Annotated in this window: 9 protein-coding genes; 3 read left to right on the plus strand and 6 right to left on the minus strand. The window is 62.4% G+C overall.

Annotated elements, in window-relative coordinates; genetic code table 11:
• Window positions 1-73: 73 nt before the first annotated feature.
• The 3 genes from AC3WQN_RS23595 to speB are packed head-to-tail and all read right to left on the minus strand — an operon-like array spanning window position 74 to window position 3,008.
• Window positions 74-1,585, minus strand: a complete 1,512-nt coding sequence (locus tag AC3WQN_RS23595) for a purine-cytosine permease family protein (protein ID WP_103400453.1) — start codon at window positions 1,583-1,585, stop codon at window positions 74-76.
• 55 nt (window positions 1,586-1,640) lie between these two features.
• On the minus strand, window positions 1,641-2,048 hold the full coding sequence (locus AC3WQN_RS23600; RefSeq protein ID WP_103400452.1) for a YybH family protein: 408 nt from the start codon (window positions 2,046-2,048) through the stop codon (window positions 1,641-1,643).
• Window positions 2,049-2,057: 9 nt separating this feature from the next.
• The gene (speB, locus tag AC3WQN_RS23605) at window positions 2,058-3,008 is read right to left on the minus strand and encodes an agmatinase (protein WP_103400451.1); all 951 of its coding nucleotides are present in this window, start codon (window positions 3,006-3,008) and stop codon (window positions 2,058-2,060) included.
• 369 nt (window positions 3,009-3,377) lie between these two features.
• On the opposite strand from speB, the gene AC3WQN_RS23610 reads away from it, so the two are divergent.
• Window positions 3,378-4,271, plus strand: a complete 894-nt coding sequence (locus AC3WQN_RS23610; RefSeq protein ID WP_095145622.1) for a LysR family transcriptional regulator — start codon at window positions 3,378-3,380, stop codon at window positions 4,269-4,271.
• 13 nt (window positions 4,272-4,284) lie between these two features.
• Entirely contained in the window at window positions 4,285-4,878 is a 594-nt protein-coding gene (locus AC3WQN_RS23615; RefSeq protein WP_103400450.1) for a tRNA-uridine aminocarboxypropyltransferase, read from the plus strand.
• Window positions 4,879-5,046: 168 nt separating this feature from the next.
• Here the strand turns inward: AC3WQN_RS23615 and AC3WQN_RS23620 are convergent, their stop codons facing one another.
• The 3 genes from AC3WQN_RS23620 to AC3WQN_RS23630 are packed head-to-tail and all read right to left on the minus strand — an operon-like array spanning window position 5,047 to window position 9,978.
• The gene (locus tag AC3WQN_RS23620) at window positions 5,047-6,426 is read right to left on the minus strand and encodes an HlyD family type I secretion periplasmic adaptor subunit (protein WP_103400449.1); all 1,380 of its coding nucleotides are present in this window, start codon (window positions 6,424-6,426) and stop codon (window positions 5,047-5,049) included.
• Between the two features lie 9 nt (window positions 6,427-6,435).
• The gene (locus AC3WQN_RS23625; protein ID WP_103400448.1) at window positions 6,436-8,595 is read right to left on the minus strand and encodes a type I secretion system permease/ATPase; all 2,160 of its coding nucleotides are present in this window, start codon (window positions 8,593-8,595) and stop codon (window positions 6,436-6,438) included.
• A gap of 18 nt (window positions 8,596-8,613) precedes the next feature.
• On the minus strand, window positions 8,614-9,978 hold the full coding sequence (locus tag AC3WQN_RS23630; RefSeq protein ID WP_095080208.1) for a TolC family outer membrane protein: 1,365 nt from the start codon (window positions 9,976-9,978) through the stop codon (window positions 8,614-8,616).
• A gap of 582 nt (window positions 9,979-10,560) precedes the next feature.
• On the opposite strand from AC3WQN_RS23630, the gene AC3WQN_RS23635 reads away from it, so the two are divergent.
• On the plus strand, window positions 10,561-12,216 hold a 1,656-nt coding region (locus AC3WQN_RS23635; protein ID WP_492606961.1), incomplete at its 3' end, for a retention module-containing protein.

Below are 12,216 nucleotides of genomic sequence, written 5' to 3' on the forward strand. Positions count from 1 at the left end.
GGGCTGCGAAGCAGCCCAGCGGGAGCAAGCTCCCTCGCCACAGAGGTCACCTCATGGGCCAGTCTTCAAAAAATCAGGCGGCTTGCCGCAACGCCGCTTTACCGGGCGACTCCGCACCCTGGCTCCGAGCGTCCTTCGGGCCGTACATCAGCGCCGACTCCGGGAACAGGCTCAGCAGGGCCAGGTACACCAGCGAGGCCAGGCCCAGGGTCACTGGCAAACTGATATCGATGCCGCCCGCCAGCTCGCCCAGCACACCGACAAACTGCCCAGGCAGGTTGACGAAGCACAGGCCGACCAGTGCGCTGGGGATCCAGGCACCCAGGCCGCGCCAGTTCCAGCCATGACTGAACCAGTAGCGGCCACCTTGCTCGCCACGGGTGAACACTTGCAGGTCATCCGGGCAGTAGAAACCGCGACGCTTCACCAGGCCGATGATCATGATCACCATCCACGGAGTGGTGCAGGTGATGATCAGCACGGCGAAAGTCGACACGCTCTGCACCAGGTTCGCCGCAAAGCGCCCGATGAAGATGAAGGCAATCGACATCACCCCGATCAGCAGTGTGGCCTTGACCCGCGACAGCACCCGCGGGAACACGCTGGACATGTCCAGCCCGGTGCCATACAGCGACGTGGTGCCCGTGGACATGCCACCAATCACCGCAATCAGGCACACCGGCAGGAAGAACCAGCTCGGCGATACGGCCAGCAGGCCACCGACATAGTTGTTCGCGGCAATGTAGTCCGGTGCCTTGATCGCCACGATGGTCGCGGTCGCCAGACCGAACAGGAACGGGATCAAAGTGGCAATCTGCGCGCCAATCACCGCCAGCATGATCCGGCCCTTGGGGGTTTCGCGCGGGATGTAGCGCGACCAGTCACCGAGGAACGCACCGAAGGAGATCGGGTTGCTCATAGCCACCAGCGCTGCGCCAATGAAGGCCGCCCAGAACCCGGCCTGGCCGAGGGCCACGCTGCCGGCGTACTGGCTGTCGAACGCCGGGGCGAAGGCAAAGATTCCCAACAGGAACAACAGGCTTGCGGCCCATACGGCAATGCGGTTGACCCACAGCATGAAGCGGAAGCCGTAGATGCACACGGTCAACACCAGGATCGCGAACACGCCGTAGGCCAGGCCCAGGGTCAGGTCGGTTTCCGGTAGGTCGATCAGGCGTTTGGCCCCACCGATCAGCGCATCCCCCGAACTCCACACCGAGAGCGAGAAGAAGGCGATGGCGGTCAGCAACGACAGGAACGAACCGACGATCCGTCCGTGAACGCCAAAGTGTGCACCGGACGACACGGCATTGTTGGTACCGTTGATCGGACCGAACAGGCCCATGGGGGCGAGGATCAGCGCGCCCAGCAACACGCCCAGCACAATCGCCCAGGCGCCCGCCTGGAACGACAGGCCGAACAGCACCGGGAAACTGCCGAGCACGGCGGTGGCAAAGGTGTTGGCGCCGCCGAAGATCAAGCGAAACAGGTCGCTGGGTCGGGCGTCGCGTTCGTGGTCGGGGATCTGTTCGACCCCGTTTGTTTCGATGCTGCTAAGGCTGTGTTCTTTGTTGTTGTTATTCATGATCTGCTCCGATCATCAAGGCGCGCTCATCGTGTGTGAGCGTCACCTGTCTTGGCTAAGGGGGTGGCAGCCCTTCCGGCATGGCGGACAAATGTTCGTGGCAGGCCAGCCAATGGCCTTCTTGTTGCTTGCGAAACACAATGGTTTCGCGTTCCTGGCTGAAGTGTTGCTCCCCTTGCATGCGCAGCCTCGTGGCCACGTCATGGACAAACACCGCCACGTCACCCTGCAGGCTGACGAAGGCGTTGCTTGAGGTGCATGACAGCACCTCGAAACCTTCCTCGATGCGCCAGTTGTCCCACAACACCTGATAGGCATCGCGCGACAGCAGTGGCTTTCCGAGGGTGTGGAACACGAAGCTGGCGTCCGCGCTGAATGCGCCGAAGTAAGCTTCGCGATCATTTCGGGCGAACGCCGACACCAGTTCGGCGGCCGCGTTGAGAACCTGATCATGTGCGTTCATGGTCAGGCCTCAGCGGTGCGCCACGCCCGGCAGTACGCAGAGCATTTCGTACAGCAGGTTGGCGCCCAGCAGCGAGGTGTTGCCGGTGGTGTCGTAAGGCGGCGAGACTTCTACCAGATCGCAACCGACCAGGTCGAGGCCCTGGCAGCCACGGACGATTTCGATGGCCTGAATGGTGGTCAGGCCACCGATTTCCGGGGTGCCGGTGCCCGGGGCCCAGGCCGGATCGATGCCGTCGATGTCGAAGCTCAGGTACACCGGGCCGTTGCCGACTTTTTCCCGCACTTCAGCCATCAATGGTGCCAGCGACTGGTGCCAGCACTCTTCGGCCTGCACTACGCGAAAGCCCTGCTTGCGGCTCCAGTTGAAGTCTTCAGCGGTGTAGCCCTGGGCGCGCAGGCCGATTTGCACCACGCGGTCGCAGTCCAGCAGGCCTTCTTCGACGGCGCGACGGAAGGTGGTGCCGTGGGCGATTTTCTCGCCGAACATGTGATCGTTCACATCGGCGTGAGCGTCGATGTGCACCAGGCCGACCTTGCCGTGCTTTTTGTGGATCGCACGCAGGATTGGCAGGGTGATGGTGTGGTCGCCACCGAGGGTCAGCGGGATCACGTCGTGTTCGAGGATTTCGTCGTAGGACTCTTCGATGATGCGCACGGCGTCCAGCAGGTTGAAGGTGTTGATTGCCACGTCACCGATATCGGCAACGGACAGCGAATCGAACGGCGCGGCGCCGGTGGCCATGTTGTACGGACGGATCATCACCGATTCAGCACGAATTTCCCGTGGCCCGAAACGGGTGCCGGCGCGCAGCGAGGTGCCGATGTCCAGCGGGATGCCGATGAAGGCAGCGTCCAGGCCGGCAGCGGTTTGCAAATGGGGGAGTCGCATCATGGTGGCGATGCCGCCGAAGCGCGGCATTTCGTTGCCGCCCAGTGGTTGGTGAAGAATCTTGTCCACGGGTATGGCCTCATCGTCGTTGTTTTATTTATGGGGTTGCTCGGTGCATAGGGCATGCACAGGCACCTGTTGGGCGGATTCTGCGAAATGGAGTGCCGCAGAAGAATCGCTACCGGCAAATACTTAGTTCAGATTTTTCTAAACTAATGGCGGAAGGGGAGATAGACTTCGCGTCATGCGCAAAACCTCTGTGGCGAGGGAGCTTGCTCCCGCTGGGCCGCGAAGCGGCCCCAAAACCATTCACTTTGTTGTCTCAGGCAGAGCGCATCGATAGATTTACGGCTGCTGCGCCCGAACGCGGACCGACCAGCGGGAGCAAGCGCCCTCGCCACAAAAGCAACACGCATGATCTTGCAATCGGAGCCCCCCATGGCCAACGCTTTACCCGACCTGAAACTATTGCGCATCTTCGTCAGCGTGGTGCGTCATCAGGGGTTTGCCAACGCCCAGCACGAGCTCAACCTGTCGACATCGGCCATCAGCACCTACATGAGCCAGCTGGAAGGGGCGTTGGGGCTGGTGCTGTGTCACCGCGGCCGGGGCGGCTTCAGCTTGACCAGCAAGGGCGAGCTGTTCCATCAGGAGACCTTGCGCCTGCTGGGGGAACTCGAAGGTTTCGAGCAATACGCAGCGGCCCTCAAGGGCGAGTTGCGCGGTACGCTCAACCTTGGGGTGATCGACTCCACTGTCAGCGACAAGGCCTTGCCCTTCGCCGAAGCCATTGGTGCCTACAGCCAGGAACACCCGGCGGTGCACCTGCACCTGTCGGTGATGAGCCCCTACGAACTGCAACTGGGGGTGCAGGACAACCGCCTGGACCTGGCCATCGGTGCGTTCTCCACGCGCATGAGCGGCCTGGTCTATATGCCGCTCTACCGCGAGCAGCACTGGTTGTATTGCAGCAACCGCCACCCGTTGTTCACCGAACGACGGATCCCCGAGCAACTGATCACCCAGCAACGCATGGTCGGTCGCGGTTACTGGAGCCAGGCGGAACTGGCGCGCCACGGTTTCAAGCACAGCGCGGCGACGGTGGACAGTATGGAAGCGCAGCTGATTCTGGTGCTGTCCGGTGCCTACATCGGTTACTTGCCGGAACACTACGCGCAGGCCTGGGCTGACAAGGGCGACCTGCGCGTGTTGCTGCCGGCCACCTTCGGCTACCAGGCACCGTTCTCGATGATCGTGCGTCGGGGGCGTAGCCGCGAGCCGCTGATCCAGACTTTCCGTGACTTGCTCAAAGCACAACTCAATCAGGCCTGATCGGGAGAGCCCAATGTCCAGAAAACAATGCGCCCGTTGCCTGCGCCCGCAAACCCATTGCCTGTGCCCGCTGATCCCGAGCCTAGATAGTCGCACCCGGGTGCTGTTGTTGCAGCACCCCAGTGAAGTGAGCCATGCGCTGAACACCGCGCGCCTGGCGGCGTTGGGCCTGAACAATGCCGAGCTGATCGTCGGTGAGGTGTTCGAGGACTTGCCAACGCTGCTCAACCCGCCCGGTTATCAGGCCCGCCTGCTGTTTCCAGCGGACGATGCGCAGCCGATGCAGGCGTACACCGCGATGGATGAGCCGCTGCTACTGGTGGTGCCGGACGGCACCTGGCGCAAGGCGCGCAAAATGTTGCACCTCAACCCGCTGTTGGCCGCATTGCCAAGGGTGACCCTGGCCGATGGTGGCGTGTCGCGCTATCGCTTGCGCAAGGCGCCAGGGCCTGGTGCGTTGTCGACGGTGGAAGCGATCGTGCAGGCGTTGCAGGTGCTTGAAGCGCCGACCTCGTTCGATGCGTTGCTCAAGCCGTTTGAGGCGTTGATCGAAGGGCAGATTGCGGCGATGGGTGAAGAGACCTACCGCAAGAATCATGGGCGATGAGGTCTTCTGTGGCGAGCGAGCTTGCTCGCGCTGGGCGGCGTAGCGGCCCCAAGAGCGGCCGGCAAAGTCTTGCTGAAAGACCGCGGTAGCTTTTTTGGGGGGGGCGCTTCGCACCCCAGCGCGAGCAAGCTCGCTCGCCACGGAGAAGGTGTGCACATCGATGCAGGCCTACCGCTCGCGCATCGCTTCGGTCCGGGCTTTCAGGACGGGTTTTAGCAGGTAATCGAGCACGCTTTTCTCGCCGGTAATGATGTCCACCGTGGCGACCATGCCGGGGATGATCAGCAGGGGTTTGACGTCGCCCCCCAGGTGGTTTTTGTCGGTGCGCACCTGGATCAGGTAGAAGCTGTTGCCCTTGTCGTCGGTGATGGTGTCGGCGCCGATCAGTTCGAGTTTGGCCGACAGGCCGCCGTAGATCGTGTAGTCATAGGCGCTGAACTTGACCATGGCTTTCTGACCCGGATGCAGAAAGGCCACGTCCTGCGGGCGGACCTTGGCTTCGATCAGCAGGTTGTCCTCCAGGGGCACGATCTCCACCATGTCGCTGCCCGGTTGAACCACGCCGCCGATGGTGTTGACCTTGAGCACCTTGATGATCCCGTGAACCGGCGAAACCACGGTGGTACGGGTCACTCGGTCGTCGATGGCAATGCTGGTGGCGGTGATTTTCGACAGGTCGGTGCGTTTCTCGTTGAGTTCCTTGGCGGCGTCCGAGCGGAAGCCCTGCACCGACTCATCGAGTTTGCTCCTGATCTCGTCAATCGCCGATTCGGCCCGTGGGATCGCCAGGGTGGTGGCATTCAGCGAGCCGCGGATTTCCACGGCGCTGCGCTTGAGCCGCAGGATTTCCACCTGTGACACCGCCCCGGTGCCCACCAGCGGCGCGGACATGTTCATTTCCTGGTTCAGTAGCGCAAGGCTTGAACTGTATTGCCCTTGTTTGGAGCGAAACTCTGCCAGTTCCTGGGTTTTCTGCCGGAGTTGTTCGGTCAGCGTGCGCTGTTCGCTGGCCAGCCGGCGTTGCCGTTGGTCATACAGGGCGCGCTCGTCTTCGGCCACTTGCGGGGCCTTGGACACGATCTCGTCCGACAGCTTGAGCGGCCGGCCCTCGGCTTCGGCAGACAGGCGTTCGACCTGGGCCATCAGGGCATAACGATCGGCCTCGCTTTCCCCCTTGTTCGACAGGAAGCGTGTGTCATCCAGGCGGATCAGGGTGTCGCCCTTGTTCACCATCTGCCCTTCGCGCACGAAAATCTCAGTGACGATCCCGCCTTCAAGGTTCTGGATGACTTGAACCTTGCTCGACGGAATGGCCTTGCCTTCACCCATGGTGACTTCCTGCAAGACCGCCAGCTTGGCCCACACCAGGGTTGTGATGATCAGCGCGGCGGCCAGCCACACGGTGATCCGCGACTTGCGGGGCGAATCCTGCAGCGAGGCGTCGGCGGTTTCGTGCATGAACTCGCGCTCTGCGCTTTTGCGGAAACTGCCAAAGTAGCCGCGCGGCTCAGGTGAAGAGGGCAATGATCCAGGGGGGGACTCAGGCATAAGCGACTCCTAGACGGCCGCAGAGCCGACACGGCCCTTGCGCAGTGCATCGATAACCGCTTCTTTCGGGCCGTCCGCGACGATCCGCCCGTTGTCCAGCACCACCAGCCGATCCACCAGGCTGAGCATCGAGGTGCGGTGGGTGACCAACAGCAGGGTCTTGCCTTTTACCCAAGGGTGCAGTTTCTGGCGCAGGATGTCTTCGCTGCTGTTGTCCATGGCGCTGGTGGGCTCGTCGAGAACCATGATCGGTGGGTCCAGCAGCAGTGCGCGGGCCAGCAACACCGCTTGACGCTGACCGCCGGACAGCAGTTGGCCGCGCTCGCCCACCGGCCGGTCGAAGCCGTGGGGGTGTTGGCGGGCCAGTTCGGTGACACCGGTCAGCTCGGCGACTTCGAGCATTCGTGAGTCGCTGATGTAGCGCGCGCCGAGCGTCAGGTTGTCGCGCAGGCTGCCGGCCAGCAGCGGCAGGTCGTGGGCCACATAGCCGATTTGTTGGCGCAGGTCGGCGACGTCCAGTTGCCGCAGGTCCAGGCCGTCGAGCAATAGCTGGCCTTCATCCGGGGCGTAGAACCCCATCACCAGGCGGGCCAGAGTGCTTTTGCCTGATCCGCTGCGGCCGATGATGCCGATGCGTTCGCCGGGTTTGACACTGAAACTGACGCCGGACAACGCCGGGGCGTTTTGCCCGTCGTAGTGGAAGGTCACGCCGCTGACGTCCAGTGCGCCTTGCAGTTGGGTACGCTCCAGTGGCCGTTGCCGGGTGTCGCGCTCCTGCGGCAGCGCCATCAATGCATCGGTGCTGCGCATGGTCAGTTGGGCTTGCTGGTAACGGGTGATCAGCCCGGCGATTTGTCCCAGGGGCGACAGGACGCGGCTGCCGAGCATGTAGGTTGCCACCAGGGCGCCTACGCTGAGGTTGCCGGCGATGATGCTGTAGACCCCGGCGACGATGGTCGCCATGCCGCAGAACTGCTGGATGAACAGGGTGCCGTTGGTGGCCAGCGCCGAGAGGTTGCGCGCATGGCTGTCGAGTCGGGTGAGGGCGCCGTGGGTGCTTTCCCATTTGTGCTGGCGTTCGCTCTCGGCGCTACAGGCCTTGAGGGTTTCCAGGCCGCCCAGGGTTTCAATCAGCACGGCCTGGCGTTCGGCCCCCAGTGCCAGGCTTTTCTGGACGGTGTCGCGCAGGCGCACCTGAATCATCATCGCGAAGAGGATGGTGAGCGGGAAGGCTAGCAGCGGGATGACCACCAGCCAGCCGCCGAGCAGGCCGATCACCACCAGCATCAGAACTGCAAAGGGCAGGTCGATCAGGCTGGTCAGGGTCACGGCGGTGAGAAACTCGCGCAGGCCCTGGAAGTCGTGGATGCTCTGGGCAAACCCGCCAATGGTGGCGGGACGCGCTTTCATCGACATGCCGGTGATGCGCTCGAACAGGGTGGCGGACAGGATCACGTCGGTTTTCTTGCCGGCCGTGTCCAGCAAGTGCGCACGCACGATCCGCAGCACCAGTTCAAACCCGGTGCCGATCAACAAGCCGATGGCCAGCACCCACAAGGTCGAGGTGGCCTGGTTCGGTACCACCCGGTCGTAGGTCTGCATCACGAACAGCGGGACCATCAGGCCCAGCAGGTTGATCAGGAAGCTCGCCAGAATCGCGTCGCTGTAGAGCCAGCGCGACAGCTTGAGCGTGTCGCGAAACCACGCCTCGACCCGAGGTACCAACGGTGAGCGCAGGTCCTCGAGCTCATGCCGTGGCCGGGCGAACAGCGCCTGGCCACTGTATTCCTCGGCCAGCTCCTCACGGCTGACCCATTGCTCTCCGCCCTCAGCCTCACTGGGCAGAATCAGCGCCTTGCCGTCTTCCCCCCAACGCCGCAAGACCGCACAGCGGCCATTTCTGAGCAGCAACATGACCGGCAGGTTGAGCGCTGAAATCGACTCCAGTTCACGCCTCAATACACGTGCCTGCAGGCCGGCACGGGCTGCCGCGCGAGGCAGCAGGTCCAGGCTCAGGCGCTGTTTGGCCAGTGGCAGGCCAGCACTCAGGCTGGCCCGGCTGACGGTGCAGTCATGCAGCTTGCACAGGATCAGCAACCCATCCAACAGCGGATCATCAAAGCTCAGGCGCGGGTCAATACCAGTGTTGCCGGGTTCCATGCTGGTCACATCGAGATCCCCAGTGAGCTAGCGCATCTCGGGCAGGCGGGCTTCGCTTTTCACGTCGGTTTGCGCAATCGCTTCGGCCGGAACCACCACCTTGGCTTTCGTCAGCAGTTCGCCGGTGTTCGCCAGGACGCGGTACATGGAGAACTCCTCGGTGTAGCGCACTTCGGTGTAGCGACGACTGGAGTTGTACAGCTCGTTTTCACTGTCGAGCAGGTCGAGCAGGGTCCGCTGGCCGAGGCCGAACTGATCCTGGTAGGCCGCCCGTACGCGCACGGAGGTCTCGGCGTATTCGCGGGCGGTCGGGAGTTGTTTCTTGGCATTGACCATGGCGTTCCAGGCCAGGGTGATGTTCTCGTTGAGCATGCGCAAGGCGTTGTTGCGGATGTCCATGGACTGGTTGATCTTGTGTGCATCCGATTGCAGGCGGGCCTTGTCGCTGCCGCCGCGGAACAGGTTGTAGTTCATGATTACGCCCACGCGCCACTCGTTGTCGTGGCCCAGGTCGCCCTGGAGGTTGTCGTCGGCACCGACCGCCGCCTCTGCATCGAAGCGTGGATAGAACGGCGACTTGGCCACCTCGTACTGGCTTTCGGCGGCGTTCACGTCGGCCTGGGCGGATTTGAGGTACGGGTTGTTATCCATCATGGCCTGGCGGGCGTCCGGCAGGGTTTGGGGAACCTCGCCGCGAATCGACGGCAGGGTTTCCAGCTCGTCGGGCATGCGCCCCACGGCACTGAAGAAGTTGGCTTCGGCATCGGCGAGATCGACTTGGGCGGTGTCGAGGTTGTTTTGCGCCAGGGCCAGGCGCGCTTTCGATTGATCAAGGTCGGCGGTGCTGCCGATGCCACGATCGGTGCGCAGGCCGATCTGGTCGTTGACCCGCAAGTGCGCTTGCAGGTTGTTGGTGGCCAGGGTCACCAGTTCGCGGCGCTTGAGCACTTCGAGGTACACCTCGATGGTGCGCAGGGACAGGCTTTCGGCGGTACCACGGGTGAAGTAGGCACGGGAGTTGACGACCGACCGGGTGCGTCCGACTTCATTGGCGGTATTGAAACCGTCGAACAGCATTTGCCGCAGGCGCAGTTCGGATTGGGTGTACCACTCGGTCTCCGTGTTGTGGCCATCGGGCGTCAGGCCGCGGGTCGTGGAGTTGTCGCTGTAGCCACGCCCGTAGCCGGCATTCAGATCCAGTGACGGATAGAAACCCCCTTTGGCGACCTTCACGTCTTCATCGGCAGACAGGCGACTGTTCTCGCTGGCGTGCAGTTCCGGGTGGTTGTCCAGCGTGCTTTGAATCGCTTCGGTCAGTGACATGGCCTGGGCCTGATGAGTGCAGGCCATGGCCAACAGAATCGCGCTGCAGAGGGGCGTGAAAACGCGCATGGGGTACTTCTCCCTGTGTCCTAATAGTGCTTTGCTGTCGCCAAAAAAATGACGCGACTTATAGTTCAAACCGTTCCAGGCTTGTAACAACAGAGCTAAGAACATCCTAGGGAGAAGCTAAGAAGCATTTCTCATAAGAAGTATGTCGAAAAAAACTTATGCGCCCTGAAAAATCCAGCACATTGTTCACACCGTAAGTCCCGTGGTTACGAGCTTTAGGGCGCTTTTCGGGGCTAAAAGAGTTCAACCCATTTTGCAACATAGGGTGGAGAAGTGTTGGAGGGGATGGAGGCTGCACGGTTTTAGGGGCGACAAAATATTGTCACTTTCCCGGTAGGATACCGTGGGGTCACCCTCGTAGATCGGCTGGCGACGCTGAGTGGATGATTCCATTGCGTTTTGTTCCGCACAAATCCAGGCCATCTGCGTAGGGCAAGCGAGGCGAGATCGTCGTCAGGCAGGGCTTTTACCTTGGGGTGGAAGTGCTGCCGGGCGCCAGCTCCGCCAAGCCACCCGTTAGTGCCATGCGTACTTCTCTGCATAACCCAGATGCCGATGGATGTCGGCAGCGGAGGACGTCACATGGCAACGCTCATCGGTACCGTCAGCAAGGTTGTGGGTCAGGTTTTCGCACAGGCAGCGGATGGCACCAGGCGTCCCCTAATCGAGGGGGATCGGCTGTTCGCCGGCGAGCAACTGATCACCGGTGCCGCAGGGGCGGTGGCCGTGCACCTGAGCAACGGTCAGGAGCTGACCCTTGGGCGTGACAGCAGCCTGTCAATGACAGCGCAACTGCTGGCCAATCAGGCCGGGCACGTGAGTACGCCCGAGGTGGTGGCACCGAGTGCCGCGCAATTGACCGATGTCGAACAACTGCAAAAAGCCATTGCGGCCGGTGCCGACCCGACCCAGACCGCTGAAGCCACGGCTGCCGGACCGGGTAGCGGTGCAGGTGCGGGCGGGACTGGCGCCGCGGGAGGCGGGCATACCTTCGTACTGCTGGAAGAGGTGGCAGGGCGGGTCGAGCCGATCATTGGCTTTCCCACCGCCGGTTTCAACGGTATCCCTGAGTTCGTCCCGGAGCGCATTGCGCCCGTGCCAGAAGAGGACGGCGATGATGGGATTGTTCCGCCACCGGTGAACCATGGGGTGAACCTGTCCGGCCTGTCGGTAGAAGGCGGCGAGTTGACCCTCAGTGAAGCCAACCTGGCCCAGGGTTCGGCCAGCAATCCTGCGGCGCTGACCCAAAGCGCTACCTTCAGTGTTTCGGCGCCAGATGGCCTGTCGAGCCTGAATGTGGGTGGGATCAGCGTCGTCAGCGGTGGCGTGGTCGCGGGTTTCCCGCAATCGATGACCTCTGCCGCGGGCAACACCCTGACCATCACCGGTTTTGACCCGGTCACTGGAGTGGTCAGTTACAGCTACACCCTGGTGTCCAACGAAACCCATTCGGCAAGTGATGGCGCCAGCAACCTGAGCGAGCATTTCAGCGTCATTGCCACTGACGTCAACGGCGACACGGCGACCAACTCACTGGACGTGAACATCGTCGACGATGGGCCGACGGCGGTGAATGACAGCAACGCGGGGACCGCCAGCGAGGCGCAGACCATCCTCAGTGGCAACGTGCTGAGCAACGACACTCAGGGCGCGGATCGGGTACCGACCGGGCCGATCACCGCGCAGACCGTCAACGGCACCTACGGCCAATTGGTCCTGGCGGCCAACGGCACCTACACCTACACCGTCGACACCGGCAATCCGGCGTTCCTGGCGTTGAAAACCAACGCCACTGAGTCCTTCACCTACACCCATACCGACGCCGACGGCGATACCAGCACCGCAACCCTGGTGCTCAATGTCCACAACAACGACGATCCGGTGACCATCACCGGGCTCAAGGTCGAAGGCGGCGAACTGACGGTCTACGAAAAAGCCCTCAGCGACGGCTCGGCACCGGGCAGTTCAAACCTGACCCAGAGCGGCACCTTCACCGTCACGGCACTGGACGGCGTACAGACCCTGAGCGTCGGTGGGATCAACGTGGTGACTAACGGCGTGACCGCCGGCTTCCCGCAGACCTTCACCACCGGCCTGGGCAACACCCTGACCATCACCGGCTATGACTCGACGAGCGGGGTGGTGAGCTACCGCTACACTCTCAACGACAATGAAAGCCACCCGAGCGCCAGCGGCACCAACAGCCTCAGCGAATCCTTCAGCGTCACGGTCACCGAC

The sequence above is a fragment of the Pseudomonas sp. FW300-N1A1 genome (assembly GCF_058789115.1).

Excerpts from the sequence above, each read along its gene's own strand:
- AC3WQN_RS23620 (WP_103400449.1), bottom strand. The coding sequence starts at position 6,426 with ATGCCTGAGTCCCCCCCTGGATCATTGCCCTCTTCACCTGAGCCGCGC.
- AC3WQN_RS23630 (WP_095080208.1), bottom strand. The coding sequence starts at position 9,978 with ATGCGCGTTTTCACGCCCCTCTGCAGCGCGATTCTGTTGGCCATGGCC.
- AC3WQN_RS23595 (WP_103400453.1), bottom strand. The coding sequence starts at position 1,585 with ATGAATAACAACAACAAAGAACACAGCCTTAGCAGCATCGAAACAAAC.
- AC3WQN_RS23615 (WP_103400450.1), top strand. The coding sequence starts at position 4,285 with ATGTCCAGAAAACAATGCGCCCGTTGCCTGCGCCCGCAAACCCATTGC.
- AC3WQN_RS23600 (WP_103400452.1), bottom strand. The coding sequence starts at position 2,048 with ATGAACGCACATGATCAGGTTCTCAACGCGGCCGCCGAACTGGTGTCG.
- AC3WQN_RS23610 (WP_095145622.1), top strand. The coding sequence starts at position 3,378 with ATGGCCAACGCTTTACCCGACCTGAAACTATTGCGCATCTTCGTCAGC.